At 45.1% G+C, this 17,686-nt stretch carries 15 protein-coding genes and 1 riboswitch; of the genes, 3 read left to right on the top strand and 12 right to left on the bottom strand.

Annotated features, from left to right (window positions below; all coding sequences use genetic code 11):
- Nucleotides 1-589 precede the first annotated feature (589 nt).
- The 3 genes from B1A98_RS09885 to B1A98_RS09875 form a co-directional block, all read right to left on the bottom strand.
- Nucleotides 590-925, bottom strand: coding sequence for an ArsR/SmtB family transcription factor (locus B1A98_RS09885; RefSeq protein WP_063384991.1), 336 nt, complete (start codon nt 923-925; stop codon nt 590-592).
- A 17-nt stretch (nt 926-942) separates the two neighbouring features.
- Nucleotides 943-2,679, bottom strand: coding sequence for a SulP family inorganic anion transporter (locus tag B1A98_RS09880; protein ID WP_063384992.1), 1,737 nt, complete (start codon nt 2,677-2,679; stop codon nt 943-945).
- A 148-nt stretch (nt 2,680-2,827) separates the two neighbouring features.
- Entirely contained in the window at nt 2,828-4,012 is a 1,185-nt protein-coding gene (locus B1A98_RS09875; RefSeq protein WP_063384993.1) for an acetyl-CoA C-acetyltransferase, read from the bottom strand.
- Between the two features lie 230 nt (nt 4,013-4,242).
- Here B1A98_RS09875 and B1A98_RS09870 point away from each other — a divergent pair, with 230 nt between their 5' ends.
- Nucleotides 4,243-4,833 carry a dienelactone hydrolase family protein gene (locus B1A98_RS09870; RefSeq protein WP_063384994.1) on the top strand — a complete coding sequence of 197 codons (591 nt, stop codon included), beginning with the start codon at nt 4,243-4,245 and terminating at the stop codon, nt 4,831-4,833.
- A gap of 48 nt (nt 4,834-4,881) precedes the next feature.
- Here the strand turns inward: B1A98_RS09870 and B1A98_RS09865 are convergent, their stop codons facing one another.
- The 7 genes from B1A98_RS09865 to thiT all read right to left on the bottom strand — a co-directional run bounded on the left by B1A98_RS09865 (nt 4,882) and on the right by thiT (nt 13,900).
- On the bottom strand, nt 4,882-5,880 hold the full coding sequence (locus B1A98_RS09865) for a C40 family peptidase (RefSeq protein ID WP_063385148.1): 999 nt from the start codon (nt 5,878-5,880) through the stop codon (nt 4,882-4,884).
- A 59-nt stretch (nt 5,881-5,939) separates the two neighbouring features.
- Nucleotides 5,940-7,025: a mandelate racemase/muconate lactonizing enzyme family protein gene (locus tag B1A98_RS09860; protein WP_041095992.1), complete on the bottom strand. Its 1,086-nt coding sequence runs from the start codon at nt 7,023-7,025 to the stop codon at nt 5,940-5,942.
- A gap of 15 nt (nt 7,026-7,040) precedes the next feature.
- Entirely contained in the window at nt 7,041-8,204 is a 1,164-nt protein-coding gene (locus B1A98_RS09855) for a DUF819 family protein (RefSeq protein ID WP_063384995.1), read from the bottom strand.
- 105 nt (nt 8,205-8,309) lie between these two features.
- The gene (locus B1A98_RS09850) at nt 8,310-8,627 is read right to left on the bottom strand and encodes a DUF3870 domain-containing protein (RefSeq protein ID WP_063384996.1); all 318 of its coding nucleotides are present in this window, start codon (nt 8,625-8,627) and stop codon (nt 8,310-8,312) included.
- Between the two features lie 185 nt (nt 8,628-8,812).
- A complete protein-coding gene (locus B1A98_RS09845) occupies nt 8,813-9,355 on the bottom strand; it encodes a GNAT family N-acetyltransferase (RefSeq protein ID WP_063384997.1) in 543 nt (180 codons plus the stop codon).
- A gap of 59 nt (nt 9,356-9,414) precedes the next feature.
- The gene (locus tag B1A98_RS09840) at nt 9,415-13,200 is read right to left on the bottom strand and encodes a dynamin family protein (protein WP_063384998.1); all 3,786 of its coding nucleotides are present in this window, start codon (nt 13,198-13,200) and stop codon (nt 9,415-9,417) included.
- A 133-nt stretch (nt 13,201-13,333) separates the two neighbouring features.
- On the bottom strand, nt 13,334-13,900 hold the full coding sequence (gene thiT / locus B1A98_RS09835) for an energy-coupled thiamine transporter ThiT (RefSeq protein WP_063384999.1): 567 nt from the start codon (nt 13,898-13,900) through the stop codon (nt 13,334-13,336).
- 70 nt (nt 13,901-13,970) lie between these two features.
- Nucleotides 13,971-14,072, bottom strand: a riboswitch (TPP riboswitch).
- Between the two features lie 161 nt (nt 14,073-14,233).
- Here thiT and B1A98_RS09830 point away from each other — a divergent pair.
- Both B1A98_RS09830 and B1A98_RS09825 read left to right on the top strand, forming a co-directional pair.
- Nucleotides 14,234-14,728, top strand: a complete 495-nt coding sequence (locus B1A98_RS09830; RefSeq protein WP_063385000.1) for a L,D-transpeptidase family protein — start codon at nt 14,234-14,236, stop codon at nt 14,726-14,728.
- A gap of 67 nt (nt 14,729-14,795) precedes the next feature.
- The gene (locus B1A98_RS09825; RefSeq protein WP_041095999.1) at nt 14,796-15,137 is read left to right on the top strand and encodes a DUF3243 domain-containing protein; all 342 of its coding nucleotides are present in this window, start codon (nt 14,796-14,798) and stop codon (nt 15,135-15,137) included.
- A gap of 624 nt (nt 15,138-15,761) precedes the next feature.
- Here B1A98_RS09825 and B1A98_RS09815 read toward each other — a convergent pair.
- Both B1A98_RS09815 and B1A98_RS09810 read right to left on the bottom strand, forming a co-directional pair.
- The gene (locus B1A98_RS09815; protein ID WP_063385001.1) at nt 15,762-16,319 is read right to left on the bottom strand and encodes a GNAT family N-acetyltransferase; all 558 of its coding nucleotides are present in this window, start codon (nt 16,317-16,319) and stop codon (nt 15,762-15,764) included.
- Between the two features lie 168 nt (nt 16,320-16,487).
- Nucleotides 16,488-17,579 (bottom strand): branched-chain amino acid aminotransferase, encoded by a 1,092-nt coding sequence (locus B1A98_RS09810; protein WP_063385002.1) that lies wholly within the window; start codon nt 17,577-17,579, stop codon nt 16,488-16,490.
- Nucleotides 17,580-17,686: the final 107 nt, after the last annotated feature.

Here is a 17,686-nt window from a genome sequence, read left to right as displayed (position 1 = left end):
CCTTTCGTGTTGTTTATTTTAAATGTGGAGAACAATAAAAGAGGAAGAAATCGTTCTTATTGGCAAATCTCAAACGTTGGGGTATAATCTAGGAGAAAACACATATTTTAAAGAGACCGTTTCGATGCTGGACACATCGAAACGGTTATGCAATAGCAGGTCCCTTTTAGGAGATCAGCATCTAACATGCTAAAACCGCCGGAGCCAGGTAAACTCAAGGGCGGTTTTAGTCTTTTTTATGGAATGACAAAATTGATATGACTAAGCCTGCAAAAGCAATTGCAAACATCAGTGTTTCAAATGTTGTCATACGGCCCCACCTCCCTCCTTGTCCGTTGGAGGAGTGCGCCGACCACCCTTGAGAAGCCTATTCTATTGCTGTTTCCATTATAACACATCTAGAATTAGAACACACGTTCCTAATTGGTATTTTTTTAAAATTCTTATTAAGCCGTCCGGCTGTCTTTTAACATAGGAAAGCCGTCTTCGTTTTATGTCTATTATGAAGCATGTTCGTGAAAATTAACCATTAGAAAAGCTCCGGAAGCTACATTGCCGGAGCTTTTCTTTGCAGCTGCATAGCTGCGATTTATTTTTTTTCCCTTTCGCTTAATTGATCCAGCATGCTCATTGTATCAATTAAATGATTATTAAAAATCTGGCGGGCAATCGTCAGTAAATCCATAATCATAGGATCTCTTAACGAATAAACTACGCGATTGCCATCCTTTGTGCCGTATACGATATTCTTGCTGCGCAGCACACTCAATTGCTGGGAAACAGAGGAACCTTCAGAGCCGATGGCTGTCTGAAGTTCATTCACATTTTTATCTCCCTCCGCCAGCAGCTCTAGAATGCGTATGCGCAACGGATGGGAAAGAGCTTTAAAGAAATCGGCTTTAAACTGTTGCAAATCTGTATTCATTTCTTTTCTCCATTCTTTTAAGCTAAAAGGCCTTTGTCGGTCTTGGTCTCTTTTTCATTGCCAATAGAAAGTTTCGCGCATTCGTGAAAAGCGGATTGTTTGCATCCCAGGCATTTATTTTTATTTAACTTAGTCAGGGCAAAAGTGATCGCTTCCCCGGTATGCGAAAAGATATGCTCTGCTCCGATAAGGTCAAGCAGTTTTGTTCGTTTGATGACTTCTGCGGGCTGAGGCTGCATGCCTGAGAGCAGGAGGAGCCCCCCTTGCTCGCGAAAATCCTTTATTATGTCCGCTAGAATTGTTTCTCCGGTTGTATCCATATATGGAACCTTGCTCATTCTTAATATTAACACATTTGGCCGGTAATGGATGGCTTCCATGATTCTATGCTCAAACAACTGGGCAGCTCCGAAGAAAAGCGGACCTTCCACTGTGAACAGGCTGATTTGCGGACAATGATGCCCTTCTTCGATGGCGGCTGGCCGGACCTTTTTGTCTTCAGGATCAGGCAGCACTTGTTCAATTTTAAGAGAAGCGCCCATCCGTCTGACAAAAAGAATAAGCGATAAAATCAATCCGGCTTCTACGGCTATTGTTAAGTTGGCAAACACTGTAAGAACAAAAGTCGTGCATAAAATGAGCGAGTCGCTCGTTTTTGTCAGTAATATGCGCGAAAACTCTTTGCGCTCACTCATATTCCAGGCAACTCTCATTAAAATAGGCGCCATGCTTGCTAATGGGATAGCAGAAGCATAGGGAGCAAAAAGCACTAACACGAGCAGCACAGCCAACCCATGAACGACGCCTGACACAGGAGACACAGCCCCGCTTTTAATGTTTGTTGCGGTTCTGGCAATGGCTCCTGTCGCAGCAATTCCGCCAAATAAAGGGGTAATCATGTTGGCGATTCCCTGTCCCGCCAGCTCCCGGTTGCTGTTATGCTTCGTCCCGGTCATTCCATCTGCTACAACTGCGGATAATAAAGATTCAATCGCCCCAAGAACAGCGATAGTAAAAGCCGGCCCAAGCAGCATATGCACCTTTTCGAACGTAAACTGCGGCACCTGGAAGCGGGGCAAAGAGTGAGGGATTTCACCAAAGGTAGAAGCGATGGTTGCTACCTGTCCAGGAAAGAAATAAGCTGCTGCAAGACTTGATGCAAGAAGACCTATCAATGGGCTTGGAATTTTCGGAAAAAATTTAGGTGTAACGATCATAAAGAAGAAACAAATCAGAGCAGTTGCTATACTATATACACTCATCGTATCCAAATGGATAATAATTTCTTTCATATTGGAAAGGAAGTCTTCATGCTGCTCAACACCACGCAATCCCAAAAAGTTGGCGATCTGTCCGCTGAAAATAATCACAGCAATCCCTGAGGTAAACCCAATAATGACCGGCCGGGGAATGAACTTGATCAGCCCTCCTAATTTAAGCAAGCCCATTAACAGCAGCAGCACGCCGGCCATGAATCCGGCAATTAGCAAGTTTTGATACCCGTAAGCCATAACGATTCCGAGAAGAACAGGTACAAAAGCTCCTGTCGGACCGCCGATTTGATAGTTAGATCCTCCGAAAATAGAAATCAGAATCCCTGCAATAATTGTCGTATAAATGCCGTACTCCGGTTTTACCCCGGAGGCAATCGCAAAAGCCATGCCAAGCGGCAATGCAATGACTCCTACAATGATGCCTGCGAGCAAGTCTTTACGGAAATGGTCGGTGGAATAGCTGCTAAAAGAATGCAACATCTTACTCAACGAAACCCCTTCTTTTCTTTTGGTTTGTATATTCAAATATTTGAATATACAAATATTATATAGCAATAAAATGAATTGGCAAGAACAAAAAAAGACCTCATCTAAGGTCTATGAGGTCTTTCCAGCGTTTGGACAAAAGTTATGGATGTTCAAGTACGACAGCAATCCCTTGTCCCCCGCCAATGCAAAGAGAAGCCAGGCCGTATTTGACTCCGCGCTTCTTCATTTCAAGAGCAAGTGAGTAGGTGATGCGTGTTCCGCTTGCGCCAACCGGATGACCGAGTGCGATCGCTCCGCCGTTCACATTCACTTTTTGCGGATCCAGCTCCAATTGCTTCATTACAGCGAGGGACTGGGCGGCAAATGCTTCATTGAGCTCAATGAGACCGATGTCTCCCCAGGTTAAGCGGGCTTTCTTTAGTGCCGCTTCACTTGCCGGCACAGGACCAATGCCCATTACATTCGGATCTACACCAGCTATTGCCCACGCCCGTACTCTTGCCAGCGGCTGGATGTCCGGCCGGCTCGATAAGAATGATTCAGAAGCAAGAACGACTGCAGCGGCTCCATCATTAATTCCGCTTGAACTTCCGGCAGTAACGGTTCCTTCTTTAAGAAAAGCTGGTGTAAGCTGGCTGAGCCCTTCGAGTTCGGCAGCTTGGCGGATATGTTCATCCTGTGAAATGGTTTTTTTACGCTTCTTTTTATCTGTATAAGAAACAGGCACAATTTCTTCGCTGAAACGGCCGGATTTCTGGGCTTCTCTCGCCTTTTGATGCGATTGCCAGGCAAACGCATCTTGCTCCTCACGGCTGATTTCAAATTTTTTCGCCAAATTTTCTGCCGTTATGCCCATACCGCAGCCAATATACTCATCTGTCAACGTTGACCACAGCATATCATCCAACGGCGGCGGTCCGTACGGCGAGCCGAACCGGGTGCCGCGCAGCACATGCGGGGCCTGACTCATGTTTTCAGTTCCCCCGGCGAGGGCAGTCTGGGCGTCTCCCAAAAGAATCGTCTGGGCGGCGGACACCATTGCCTGCAGTCCTGAGCCGCATAGCCGATTTACTGTCAGTGCCGGCGTTTGCTCAGGAATTCCGCTCTTTAACCCGATATGCCGAGCTAAATAAGCCGCTGCTTTTGTCGTATGAATGACATTGCCGAACACAACCTCTTCCATTTCTTCTGGCAACAGCGAGCTTCTGGTGATTGCCTCTTTGGCTGCTGTTACTCCAAGGTCGACATCAGTTACCCCTTTGAGCCCTCCTCCAAAAGCGCCGAATGGCGTTCGGGCTCCATCAATTAAATAGACAGCCTGCATGATTCATCCCCCTATCCTTGATCTCTTTCTTACTATAACACAAAATGAATGGTTATTCACTTTTGGAGAATAGAATGAAAAGATTCAAAAAGAAGATTTAGTGAGAAAAATGTGAAACCAATCTTTATATCCTGCGTATCCTTTTGTAAAGTGCACTGCTGTTATTCAATGGAGCGAAATTCATCATTTCTTAACGGCGCTTTATATTAAATATGAGAGAGGCAAGCAGAATGACGAATCGAGATAAAAAGCAAGAGACAGCCATTATTGTTGTCCACGAAATTTATGGAGTGAATGAGCATATGAAAAGCTTCTGCAGGTTGCTAGCAGAACAAGGATTTACAGTGAGCTGTCCAAACTTGCTTAAGCGGGAGTCTCCGTTTGAATACGCTGAAGAAGGAATGGCCTATCGTTATTTTATGGACCATGTCGGTTTTCAACAGGCGGCAGCTGCTGTGAAGAGCCTACTGATAGATATGAAAGAAAACTATCAAAAAGTCTTTATTATTGGATTTAGTGTAGGCGCAACGATTGCCTGGCTATGCAGCGAGGAAAGAGCGGCAGATGGCATCGTCGGTTATTACGGCTCCCGCATTAGAGATTACACAGGCATCACGCCCGAATGTCCGGTTCTCCTGCTGTTTCCACAGGAAGAGCTTTCGTTTAGCGTCGATGGTCTCATTCAGTCTCTTTCGCAAAAGAACGTAACCATACATAAATTTGCCGGTCAACACGGATTTGGTGATCCATGCTCCTCAAAGTATCATATGGAAGCAGCAGAAACGGCGCTTCATAAAGTGATCCATTTCCTTGGCTCCTAATTCTTTAACAGCAAAAACGGCCATCCGAGATGGAAGGCCGTTTTTATTTTATTGAAGATAGCGGCGTGCGCCGGCATATTCCTCGCCGTAGCCGGATGTTTCGATAGGATCAATCCGCACATGGGTAGAGCTGTTTGGAGAGTGAATCATATGGCCATCTCCAACGTAGACAGCTACATGATGAACTTTGCCTTTCCCTTGATCATAAGCAAAGAAGAGAAGGTCTCCTGCCTGCAGGTTTTCCCTTTCTACCGGCGTGCCATGTTTGGCCTGCACCGAAGAATCTCTTGGTATGATGATTCCGTTGGCATGATAGAGTGTATAGGTAAATCCGGAACAATCAAACCCGAATCCTGACATACCTGCCCATAAGTATGGGAGGTTGAGAAATTTTTTGCCGGTATTAACGATATCCTGACCAGCAGGCGCCGGAATCTCTTGTTCAGTTTGATAAATAGCGGCATCGTTCTTCTTCAGCCATTTTGTGCCGTCACTAGGTGTGGCGACAAGCACCTCGCCCTTCCATTCTTTGATGACTGGAAGTCGTGTGTTAAAGCTGACTTCCATGAATGCTTTTTTGCCTTTTTTGTCATTGTAAAGCCAAGCTGTCGGAGAAGTGATTAAGGCAAACGGGCGATTGAGTTTCTTTTCAAAGCTTTTTCCTGCGGTCAGCTGGGCTTTCGGCATCCACCCGGGATAGCCTGTTTCGTTGCGGGGCGTCGGCTGATTGTGAACAGCCACCTTGGCCCATTCGCCTTTTTCTTCAAGCAATGTTACTTTAGAGCCGTATAAGGCTTGTGTTTCCAGCTTTCCAACGAGATCCAGCTTATCCTCATACGTCATGCTAGCTGTCCATTTCCTTAAATCGACCGGATTGGTAGCAGAAGGCTTATCCACTTCTTTTAATAAATCCGGTGCTGTCCATAAGGTCGCGGCGGATACATCCACATAGTAAGTATCTGCTTCTGTTGCTTTTGCCTCTGCCGGACTCATGGCCAGGAAAAACAACATTCCCAGAGCTGCCACGGCGATAGAGCATTTTTTCATCATACTGACGATTCATCCTTTCCCGTATTTATTTGGCCCTGTTAGATGAACGGAGCCATTTATTTAAAAGGAACATTTTCTTTCCTTTTAATCCCCAGTCCTGGCTCATTGCCGAGATGAATCGTATCTCTCTCATAGGCAATGCCTTCAAAGCTTTCCTGCTTGATCCACAGTGGCGCATCCAAGTCAATTTTTGTGATGTTCGGATGCGCAACCGCCAGATGGATGGCTGCCGACACGCTGACGATGGATTCCATCATGCTGCCAATCATGCATTCAACCTCTGCTGCTTCCGCCATATCCGCTATTTGCACCGCACGGCGGATTCCCCCTGTTTTCATTAATTTAATATTTAAATAGTCTACAGCTTGCTCAGATAACAGTTTCATTGCGTCAATTGGAGAAAATAAGCTTTCATCTGCCATGATCGGCGTTTGGACATGTTGTTTAATTTCTTTTAGGCCCGCAATGTTGTAAGCCTTGACCGGCTGTTCGATCAGTTCAACATTCAATTGCTTATCTTCTAATTCTCGAATAATCCGAATCGCTTGGCTGACTGACCATCCTTGATTAGCGTCCACCCGGATCACCGCTTGATCACCGACCGCGCGGCGGATCGCGCTGATTCTTTCTGCATCCTTCTCCCAATCCTTCCCGGCCTTCACTTTTAAAATCGAAAAGCCGTCTTGAATCGCTTTCAGCGCATCATTCACCATATCCTCTTTGTCAGCCACACTGACTGTCATATCATTGCGAAGCTCGTTTGTTTGCCCGCCGAGCAATTCATACAAGGGGATGTCCCAATAGCGGCAGGCAGCGTCATAGACGGCAATCTCTACAGCTGCCTTGGCGCTCGTGTTGCCTGCGCATGATTGCTGAATCCTTTTGGAGAGCGCATGGAACTGGGTAATTTTTTGCCCGATGAGCTGCGGGGCAATGACTTGTTCAATCACGCTGGCAATTCCCGCTGTTGAATCACCTGTAATAGCCACTGTCGGAGCCGCAGCTCCTATTCCTGTAATGCCGTTTTCAAGATGAATGACAACAAATATATTGTCAATTTCTTTTGCTGTGCGTAAAGCGGTTTTAAACGGTTTGACCAAAGGGAGTTTTTCTACGAATATATCTAGTTTGCGAATATACATGATGACATCCTTTCCTTAAAATGCAGATAAAATATAAGAAGTTAAAATACCGTAGTAGGTGCCGAGCAGACTGCCGAGCACAGCCATTAAAATGCCCACCGGAATCAATGCCCGGTTGAATGCCCCTGCTAAAATTGGAGCTGAAGCTACGCCGCCGATATTGGCCAGAGAAGCAACACCCATCGTAAATAAATCGAGCTTAAACACCTTAGCCAAAATCACCATAATTAATCCGTGGAAGAACATGATCATAAATCCGGAAATAATGTACACAGGCGCTTGGAACAATTGCGAGAAATCAGCATGTGATGCGATTAAACCGATCACGATATAAAGCATGACTTTTGAGATTTCCATGGAGCCTGGCAGCTTGCCTACTTTTGTCATGGCTAGTATCAGGCCGACAGCAGAAGCGATAATAATCGTCCAAGTCGTTGCATTGACAGCCGCCCCAAGTTCAGGAAGAAGCGTACCTATTTTCGTCGCTGCCGCTGAAACAAATAAGCCAAGCGCAAGAAATCCGATAAGTTCAACGAAGCCGATTGGCTGTTTGCTGTTGCTTTCTTCGGCTTCCAGGTGAGCGGTAATTTCATCAATATAAGAAGTATCCGCCTTCGTCCATTTGTTGAATTTCATGGCAAACGGCACAAGCCAGAACAAGAACATTACCCATACAGAATAATTGACAGTATCCATAATTAAAGCGTAGCCAAAAATATTTTCAGGCACGTCTAAAATTCCTTGGAGGATCACCATATTTGCCGATCCGCCTGTCCAGCTGGCGCTCAGCGCAGAAAAAGCTTTCCATGTTCCTTCCGCGTAAAACCCGTGAAGAAGCGCATAAGTAATAGTGAATCCTCCTACAATGCTGAGCGAGGCAGCAAAAAAAGTTAACAGCATTTTCGGGCCTAAACGGACGATTTTTCTTAAGTCACAATGAAGCAGCATGAGCATCAGCATCGCGGGCAAAAGCAATCCGCGCACGGTTCCGTAAGCGGTTTCAACAGATTCACTTGCAGAAAAGAGGCCGAACGTTTTCATTAAAGCGGCACCGATATAAATCAGTACAATCCCGGGCACGTATTTAAAAAACTTGCCCCCAATCTTTTTCTCCGCGATCGCAATTACAGCTGTAAATGCGAGCAAAAAACAAACAAACATCACACCATCTTGAATCATCTATTCTTCCTCCTTTAAAGAAAGTTTAAAAAATAAAAAATCCAGCTGCCAAAGGACGTCCGCCCTTTAACAGCTGGATTTCATATGCATAAACAAATGAAGCAGCTAATTGTTAATAATTTGGTTGTATTTAATGCAGGCGTTTTTAAACGCGACAATTAAAGCTTTTTGTGACGCACCGAAATATCGGTTCTCAATGTCGGCAACAATGTCCTCAAAGTCCATCATGGACCGCCCGTTAAAGATGGATTGGACAAATTGAGAGGTTAAGGAAATAGTAGAAGAGCATTCCGCCTCTATAATCTTATGATTCTTCCGGTCGATGACAAGACCGATAAAGTAAGAATTAAATTGCTGCATAATTGGATTGTTAGAAGCTGTTTTGCTGTCTCCAATCACATAAATCGTATCTTTATCAAACACGGATGTTCCTCCTGCCATTCGGATATTACGCGGGGCATTCGCATGGTTTGCATGCAAATGTTCATCGTAATAAGGATGGTATACTCATCTTAATATATCTGCCTGCCATTTGCAATATTAAAAATATTGAGTTTTGGAATTTACTAGTGAAAAAAATAAAAGCAGGACCGCTCGATGATTTCCCCTTATCCGTTAAACCTCCCCATCACCACAGTATTATAATAGTTCCCATCTGAAAGAATTTTGTCCTTTTGCAAGAGGCCTTCGATTTGAAAGCCGCACTTCTCATACAGGCGGATCGCTTTCTCATTTGTTTCTAGCACATGCAATGTCATTTTTTCAATGTTGTTGGCATCCGCCCAAGCGATCGATTCTTTCAAAAGGTTTTTTCCGATGCCCATTCCCCAGTAGTCTTGCAAGATGCCAACCCCGAATTCTACCTTATGGGCGAATCGCTTGAAATGATTGCCTTCACACCTCGAAAATCCGACAATTTTGCCGCTCACAACTGCTACTAAAAACAAGTTTTTCTCGTTTTCTATGTCTGATTGAATGAATCGTTCAAAGCCGGCCTTATCTATAAAGCCTTCTCCCTTTTCTCTATCAAGGTTTTCTGTTTCGCCGTCAATCTGGAGCCGTATATCAGATAATGCCTGTGCATCATTATGCCGGGCGATTCTGATTGTGTAGCATGTGCCGTTGGCAAAAAAATGTTTTTCAATGTCCATTTCCTCTTCCTTTCACATAAATGTACGGGAGATGCTTGAAGAAAGCAGCATCAGCTCATTCACGGGAGCTGATGCTGCAGTTCGTTCAGCAGTTGTCGATAGTATCCGACATTCGATGTTTCCGACAATGCCGCCAGTTGTCCGGCTGCCTGCTCTTTGATTTGCGCCTTTGCATCCGTCTTTGCTTCTTCAAGAAGGCGCTGGTAAAACGGCAGCAGAATGGCTTCCATGCGCTCCTGTTCCTGCCGGATATATTCATGCACAGGCGGAATCAGTTTCTTTTCGATTTCATCTCGTATTTGTTTATTTCCGCCTTCTGCAAAGAACTGTACAGATGTTTTATATTCTTTAAACAAGGAAGCGAACAAGCCGGAATGCACCTCATGCAACTCGGGCTCAAAAGAGATACCTTGAGCTGTCTCGGCCTTTGTTTCTTTCAAGTACACCCCTGGCAAGAAGGCTCCTGTTTCTTTTTCAAGCGAGCGGTAAAACCGGCGGCTGCCTTTTTGCATAAAGGCCTGCAAGCGAAAAGCTGTCGTCCTCATTTCACGAGCCATTTCAGCAGCAACAAATCGGATTACTTCATTGGTCATCCGGTGCAGCGCCGTGCGCATATCATCAAAGGAATCAAAAGCAGCCGGGCTGAAAATGGCCTTAAATTCATCGTTATAACGATAAAACAAGCGTTGTCTGGCATAGAATAACAGTTCTTTGATTTCTTGATGGAAGGCTTCATATTCTGCCGTGACGAGCCGGCCTTCTAAGTAAGACAGCGCGGCAGATAATTGACGGGACAGCTCACGGCGCCGTTCTTGCTTGATCACTTCATCCGTTTCAGCAAGCTTAATCCGCCGTTTTAATTCAAGGATGCCTTGATTGGCATCTGCTTCTGCCTGATGCAAAACAGCAGCAGCCAGAGCTTGTTTGGTGAAAGGATAAAAATGCTGCTCGAATAAAGAGAACCCTGACAGTTCCAGCACCTCTTCCTTTGGAAGACGTTCTGCTTCTGAAAGTGCCAATAAAGATTGGTACCGCTGTTTTTCGTCTGATGTTAAAGAGTGAGCCGCTTCTTTTTTTGCCAATAAAGCGAGATGGCTCGATACCGGATAAATGCGTGCTTGTTCAAGCCCGCAGTGCAATAAGTTTTGCTCAATATGACAAAGCACATCCTTCAAGTCACTTTTCTCTGTGGCAAGATCAGCTGCGTTAACAATAAAAAACAGCTTATCTTTGCCAATAAACTCTTTGACCTGTCCAAGCTGAGTCAAAAAGACTTGATCGGCTCGCGAAAAGGCATGATTGTAATAAGTAACAAATACGATCGAATCAGCGCTCGTTATATAGTTGAAGGCCATTTCAGTATGACGGGCATTCATGGAACCCGCACCGGGCGTATCAACAAGCACCATTCCTTGCTCTGTCAGCGGTGAAGCATAATACAATATGATCCGCTCAACAAAGCACGCTTTTTCTTCCACACTGACAAACTCGGTATACGTATCAGCGTTTTTTTCTACTAGCTGCCCGAGCAGCGGCTGGATCTCCTTATAGCCGGAAAGAGCGGCGCGCAGGAATGAAAATTGTTCCAGCGGCAATGCAGCAAGCGGACTGAAGTCTTCTTCCGGTTCTTGTTCTTCGTTTTCCCCATTTCCTTGCCTCTTGTTCTCCGCCCATTCGTCATGCTCCCGCAAAAGCAGCTCCAGGCTCTCCAAGCTCCCAACCGTTTTTCCGCTCAATTCCAGCGCCTGATTAATATCCTTGAGGAGCTGTTCCTCTGTTTTGAACAAGAGCGTGACAGTTTCGTGAGGATGTTCTTTATCGGGCGCGCGGATTTCATTGATGGCTGCTGTGGTGGGATTGGGCGACACAGGAAGCACCCGTTCACCTAGCAAGGCATTGGCAAATGATGACTTGCCGGCACTGAAAGCTCCAAATAAAGCGATCGTATATTCGTTCTTCTCAAGCCTGGCAATCCGCTCATTCAGCTTATTGATCCTTTGCTCCATATGGCCGGCCTTGAGCAGCAAGCGGGCTTTTCTTTTAAGCTCTTCTATCTGTTTTTCCAAGCCGCCATAGACAAGAGAAACCTCCTCCGACCGGCTCAGCCATTCCCTGGCTACTTCACCGATAGAGACCGCTTGCTTTCGTTTTGCCCCTTGTAATTGTCCCGCTTTCTTAAACGCCTGAAATGGTTTTTTCTCCGCTTTTTCCGTTCCGCGCACCGCCAGTGTGGAAAGCAGCCTGTTGTACAACTCTTTTTCTTGCGCTTTTAACTGCTCCCGTTTTTCCCAAGCAGCTATTCTTTGGTGAATGTCTTTCTCCTCTTGGGCAAGCAAAATCCGTTTGCTGCGGTTATTTTCCTTCGCCTGCGCTTCCAGCGGTTCAATGATCCCGGCGAACGCTTGTCGATATAAGCTTCTCAGCTCATTTGCGATGTCTTTGGCATAATTCAACACATAATCATCAGTAAGCATCGCTCCGCTTTTTACAAGCTTCACAAGCAGCTCGGGAGAAAAGTCAACCTCACATCGGCGGATTTGCTCCCGCAGCTCCTCCGTCAGCACATCAAATGAGCTTAACAGCTGAATGAGGTCCTCCTTTAAGGGGATATCAATATAGGAAACTCTATTTTCATTTAACGTTTGAAACAGCTGCTGCAGGCGAAGCTCTTTTTCTTTTTTGGTTTTCTTGCGTGAAAATAAGCCGCGTACCTGAAAGGAAAGTTCCCGGGATTCTAAAAATTGCCGCACGAAAATCCGGGCATAATAGTCAAGCAGCTTGGCATTGTAAAAAACCTTCGCCAGCGTTTGATCAAAGAGAGGAATAAAAAGATGATCGCGTTTCTCTATGGCTTCTTTCCGTTCATTCCATTCCCGCAGCTCGTCTTGAAGCTGCTGAAAAGAAGAAACTCCCGCCAGCTGCTCATCATACTGATCAAGCTCTTCCCTGCTTTTTTCCCGTTGTTTATCGAAAAAATCCATCGCTGCCATCAGTGCTTCCTGCAGAACATGAACTGGAAGCTGCTGCCGGCGGTCAGCCATCTTTCCAGATAAGAAATCCTTCAATTCATGGATCTGATTATAAGGATGGTTCTCCTCCTTTAAGGATGTGAAATACAATCCGTTATACGAAAGCTTATGCTCAGCGAATGACTTGTGAATGCGGCTTGAGAACTGGGAAAAAGACAGCTCACTGGCGATGTGTTTATCGATTTGGTTAATAATGAAATAGTTTTCTTTTCCTCTTTCTGCCAAATATCGGTTAAATTCAAAATTGGCCGGCGATTGCACGTGGTTATAATCCATCATATAAAAAACAAGATCAGCCAAGTGTAATTTCGACAATGCGCTAACCCTGTGGGCGTCATCCGTTGAATCAATGCCCGGGGTGTCAAAAACGGCTACCCCTTCTGGAAGCTGGCCTGTACGCTGGGAAATGTCTACTTCTTCAACGGCATTCCCATTCACACAATAGGCCTGAATTTCATTGATATCATAAGGATAAGGGAACCTCTGGCTGCTTCCGTCTTTAAAGAAAACCTTGGCGCAAGGCTCTCCTTCTTTCACTTTGACAATATTAGCGCTTGTAGGAATTGGGCTCGACGGGAGCAAATTTTCTCCTAGCAGCTCATTAATCATGGAGGATTTTCCGGCAGAAAAGTGGCCGTAAAAAGCAATAATGTACTCTATATTTTCTAACTTTTCTATGAGTTCAGCACAGGCATGAGCATTCGTCTGATCGTTATACTCGGAAAATAAATGGTGAAGTTCCTTTAGTTTTGGCAGCAGCAACGCGCGGGTAGGCCTTTGGTTAGCAAGCCATTTTTTCAATTGGTCAGTCAGCATAAGTCCCCTCCTCTCTGCGTTCAATCCTGTTATTCTTATTGTACCGGAATCAATAAACAATTTCAGCTTGTGTCCTTTTTTCGCAAAAAAAAAACAGAAGCTGCGCTAGTCAGCTTCTGTCTGCCGTCATTTATTAATAACTGGCCGAGCTGCTTCCAATAGAAGCAGATTGTTTGTAAAAGCTCGGCGCGGTCTTTTTCAAAAATACTAATACCGCTGCTGTGATTAACATTTCCGGAAGCAAATAGGAAATGTTATACAAGAAAGAATATACAGCGACTGGCATTTCCTTTGGTGCAGCGCTGCCGAACCAGATGATGCCGGACATAAAATGGCAAACGAGACGCAGGGACGTTCCCAGCAATAAGCCGGTGAAAATCCTTCCTGTTGTAATCGGCTTATGAAAAACTGCAAGCCCTCCGATTCCAAGCACCGCGTAAGCGAGAGGATAATCCAACACAAGCTGGACCGGATGGACGACATAGCCGCCTGTCAGCAAGCTGATGATCCCGGCTAATAGCCCTGTAACCAAGCCGGCCTGCCAGCCGCGGCGAAAGGCCATTACAAAGATTGGCACCATGATAAGTGAAATCGATCCGCCAAATGCCCACAGAGCGCCGAATTCTACCTTGCTTAATATAAACGATAGTCCCGCCATAATGGCAATTTCGATCATCGTTATCAATTTGTTTCTTTCCATAAAAAAGCCCCCTTCTATTATCCAGAGGGGTGTACGGATACAACAGGCTCTTCCGTGTAAAGGAATGTTGGCTGCATCTGTCACACGTTCCCTACGCTGGTACTAACCAGATCAGGTTCATAGAGTTGAGGACGGCTCCTCTCTCAGTCTAACGACACCCCTAGTGGACTTCTATGCTCTTACTATAGCACAAGTGCATCAAAAATGAAATATCAGCCAAATATCGTCATATCGTCAAAGAAGCTTTTATTTGCGTCTATCTGCTCCCCTCCGGTCATATACGTAAATGAACAGTAAAGAACCACAAAAATATAGACAAAATTAGGTGAGGCTATGAATCACGTTGTTGAACGCGGGGAAACGCTGGCTTCAATTGCCGCTGATTACCGGATTTCTGTCGCTCGGCTGCTTGCGGCTAACCCTGGAATGAGCTCTTATTCTTTAGCACCCGGGCAAATCATTCGCATTCCCGGTCTTCCCCCGCCCGCTTCTCTTCCTTATTCGATCCGCGTTTCCCTGTCGCAGCGGCAATTAACCTTACTGCATCACGGAACTGTTCAAAAGGTCTATCCCGTGGGGGTAGGCAAGATGCTGACCAAAACCCCGACAGGAGATTTTGTCATTATTAATAAAGCGCCGAATCCGGGCGGCCCATTTGGAACGATGTGGATGAGCTTATCCAAAAAATCCTATGGCATTCATGGAACGAATAATCCTTCCTCGATCGGAAAATTTGTTTCCAAAGGCTGCATTCGCATGTACAACCGTGATGTAGAAGAACTGGCTCGAATCGTTCCGCTCGGCACGCCTGTACAGATCCGGCCGTAAATCATCCGTCTGATGTTTGAAAATGGATAAAGGGGGGCATAACGAAACAGTAAAGGAGGAATGACGGATGACAGAGAAAAATCACGCAATTCACAAAGATGGAGAACTGCAGCCAAATAAAGTGGATGATGCCCTTGAACGGATCAGCCCTGAAAGAATGGATAGCATTCTTGAAAATTTCCATTCCTTCAAAGCTTATCTGAAGAAAAGAATAGAACTAGCTGAAAAAATCGGTTTAAATGAGGAAGAGCTGGCGGTTGCGGCAGAAAAAATTGCCGGGTATCTTGCTGAACATGCTGAGCCGAAAAACAGAGAAGAAAAATTGCTTCAAGAGCTGTGGAAGGTCGGCACGAAGGAGCAGCAGCATCAGCTTGCTCATATGCTCGTGAAATTTGTCGATGAGGAATAAAGGATGACAGAAAAATCGGGTATCTATTCTACGGCAAAAGAGGTTCGGAATGATCTCATTCCGAACCTCTTTTCGTTTGTTAGGTGATTTTCAAGTCATTCAGTAGAAAGATAGACCACTCCAAGTCGATGCTTAGGCAGCCTGCTTCCTAGTACAATTCTCCCGCCCGGTCATAAATAAAAGAAAAATCAGCCGCTGCCTCCATTTTAACAAACAGATGCTTCCCTGGTACAAGCTGATCTATAGTAACCCCTTCTATTTTATCCCGTTGGCTGGGATGATGTTTCGAAAGCTTCTTCCTCACCTCAAGCATTTGATCGATTTATTTTCAAACAGGCATTGTTATACGGATATACTAACTTTGTCCGCGCTGTTGATTGGAATGGAAAGCGCAAAGACTCCTGCGGGATCGGCGGGACAGGTGAGATCCCGCAGACGCTTTGACGCCGGGGAGGCTCGCCGCTCGCCCCGCGGAAAGCGAAGCGCCTGGAATGGAAAGCAACAGACCCCTCCGCAAGAAAATAAAAAAGACTGTAGACAAACCTCCATTTTCATTGAATTTGTCTGCAGTCTGAAGCACCTGTTCATACAGGTGCTTGTTTGGCTGGCCATCTCTCTTATACGTTATTGCTTGCCTTGCTTTTCTTTCCATTCATTTGCTAAAATCCCGTAGACCACGTGATCTGTATAATGATCATATAACCATTCTGCCTGTCTGATGATGCCCTCTTCTACAAACCCCAGCCTTGCAGGAACGCTTCTGCTTTTTTGATTCCCCACAGCAGCCCGTATCTCCACTTTATTTAAATGCAGGCGGCTGAAAGCATAGTCAGTCAGCGCCTTAGCAGTCTTTGTCATAATTCCCTTTCCTTGATATCCTTCTGCGAGCCAATAGCCTATTTGAACGGTTTTATTTGACCAATTGATGCTGTTAAAACCGGCAACGCCGACGATTTCTCCATCAAATACAATTACCGTATTCATGCTCTTATTTTCAGCATAGCCTTTCAAACAAATTTTGATAAATTCTTGTGAATCTTCTACTTTAGTTGTCCCGTCTACCCAGGGCAGCCATTCTCTTAAATAGCTTCTCGATTGGTCCGTTAGTTCAAAAATTCTTTCAGCATCATTCCACTCAATTAACTTCAAGGATAAATTTTCATCGATTTTATGTACAAACATGGCCTACCCTCTCCTCTATACGTATTTATGCTCTAAAATTAATAAACTACAGGCCACTCCTGTGAAGGGATGAAAAAAGAGAAGCTGATCGCATGGCGACTAGCTTCTCCCTGTTCTAAACGATAGTTAGCTGCTTATCAATGAAATCAGCCGATGAAAAAGCGTTTTTTATTTTGCTTCTGCATATTGGTCAACTTCTACAGTCCAGTTAAATGAATCAGGCTCTTTACCGCTTTGAATGTTCGTAATGGAGCTGTAAAGCTTTTTAGCAACCGGTCCTGTAACTCCGCCGTTGATGCTCATTTTTTCATCATTCCAGAATAGCTCGCCGATTGGAGAAATGACGGCCGCCGTTCCTGTGCCAAATGCTTCTTCCAGCTGTCCGGCTTTATAGGCTTCGTAAATTTCTTCCATTGCTACACGGCGTTCAATCACCGGCAGATTCCAAGATTTTAACAGCTCGATCACAGAGTTTCTCGTTACGCCCTCTAAAATACTGCCGTTCAGAGCAGGAGTGACGATTTCCCCGTTGATTTTAAAGAAGACGTTCATGCTGCCGACCTCTTCAATGTACTTCTTTTCCAAGCCGTCCAGCCATAAGACTTGTGTGTATCCTTGGCGATCGGCGACTTCTTGCGCTTTTAAGCTGGACGCATAGTTTCCTGCTGTTTTTGCTTCACCTGTTCCGCCAGCTACCGCCCGGACAAATTGGTTTTCGACCAAAATTTTAACTGGATGAATGCCTTCTTTGTAATAAGCACCTACCGGCGACAAGATAATGATGAACTTGTATTGGCTGGATGGCGCTACCCCAAGGAAAGGCTCTGTCGAAATGATAAATGGACGAATGTAAAGCGATGTGCCTTCCGCTTTTGGAATCCATTCTTTCTCAACTGCAATTAATTGTTTCAGCGCTTCCAAAGCAAACTCTTCATCCACCGGAGGGATGCACAGACGCTCGTTGGAACGGTTTAAGCGCTCAAAGTTTTTCTTTGGTCGGAATAACAACACCCGATCATCTTCTGTTAAATAGGCCTTTAATCCTTCAAACACAGTTTGGCCGTAATGAAAGACCATGCAGGCCGGGTCCAATGAAAGCGGCTCATAAGGAACGATCCGAGGATCATGCCAGCCCTGCCCTTCCGTGTAATCCATAATAAACATGTGGTCCGTGAATATTTTCCCGAAGCCAAGCTCTTCTGCTTGCGGTTTCGATTTTTTTTCAGGACTTAGGTTGAGTTGGATAGTCTGTTCTTTCATGTCGCACTGTCTCCTTGCTGTAGATGAATTTATTGAAAGTAAAGTGATAAAATAATAGTATACAAAACATTGTACAATTTTTTAGAATCTTTTAACAATAGTTTATT

The sequence above is a fragment of the Pseudobacillus badius genome (assembly GCF_002189605.1).
Lineage (GTDB): Bacteria > Bacillota > Bacilli > Bacillales > Domibacillaceae > Pseudobacillus > Pseudobacillus badius.
This window is presented reverse-complemented; position numbering and strand designations above follow the sequence as displayed.

What these genes read in the sequence shown, in the direction of transcription:
- thiT (WP_063384999.1), bottom strand. Translation starts at nt 13,900, where the DNA reads ATGGAAAGAAACAAATTGATAACGATGATCGAAATTGCCATTATGGCG.
- B1A98_RS09845 (WP_063384997.1), bottom strand. Translation starts at nt 9,355, where the DNA reads ATGGACATTGAAAAACATTTTTTTGCCAACGGCACATGCTACACAATC.
- B1A98_RS09875 (WP_063384993.1), bottom strand. Translation starts at nt 4,012, where the DNA reads ATGCAGGCTGTCTATTTAATTGATGGAGCCCGAACGCCATTCGGCGCT.
- B1A98_RS09865 (WP_063385148.1), bottom strand. Translation starts at nt 5,880, where the DNA reads ATGAAAAAATGCTCTATCGCCGTGGCAGCTCTGGGAATGTTGTTTTTC.
- B1A98_RS09880 (WP_063384992.1), bottom strand. Translation starts at nt 2,679, where the DNA reads ATGTTGCATTCTTTTAGCAGCTATTCCACCGACCATTTCCGTAAAGAC.
- B1A98_RS09810 (WP_063385002.1), bottom strand. Translation starts at nt 17,579, where the DNA reads ATGAAAGAACAGACTATCCAACTCAACCTAAGTCCTGAAAAAAAATCG.
- B1A98_RS09830 (WP_063385000.1), top strand. Translation starts at nt 14,234, where the DNA reads ATGAATCACGTTGTTGAACGCGGGGAAACGCTGGCTTCAATTGCCGCT.
- B1A98_RS09815 (WP_063385001.1), bottom strand. Translation starts at nt 16,319, where the DNA reads ATGTTTGTACATAAAATCGATGAAAATTTATCCTTGAAGTTAATTGAG.
- B1A98_RS09840 (WP_063384998.1), bottom strand. Translation starts at nt 13,200, where the DNA reads ATGCTGACTGACCAATTGAAAAAATGGCTTGCTAACCAAAGGCCTACC.
- B1A98_RS09825 (WP_041095999.1), top strand. Translation starts at nt 14,796, where the DNA reads ATGACAGAGAAAAATCACGCAATTCACAAAGATGGAGAACTGCAGCCA.
- B1A98_RS09885 (WP_063384991.1), bottom strand. Translation starts at nt 925, where the DNA reads ATGAATACAGATTTGCAACAGTTTAAAGCCGATTTCTTTAAAGCTCTT.
- B1A98_RS09860 (WP_041095992.1), bottom strand. Translation starts at nt 7,025, where the DNA reads ATGTATATTCGCAAACTAGATATATTCGTAGAAAAACTCCCTTTGGTC.
- B1A98_RS09870 (WP_063384994.1), top strand. Translation starts at nt 4,243, where the DNA reads ATGACGAATCGAGATAAAAAGCAAGAGACAGCCATTATTGTTGTCCAC.
- B1A98_RS09855 (WP_063384995.1), bottom strand. Translation starts at nt 8,204, where the DNA reads ATGATTCAAGATGGTGTGATGTTTGTTTGTTTTTTGCTCGCATTTACA.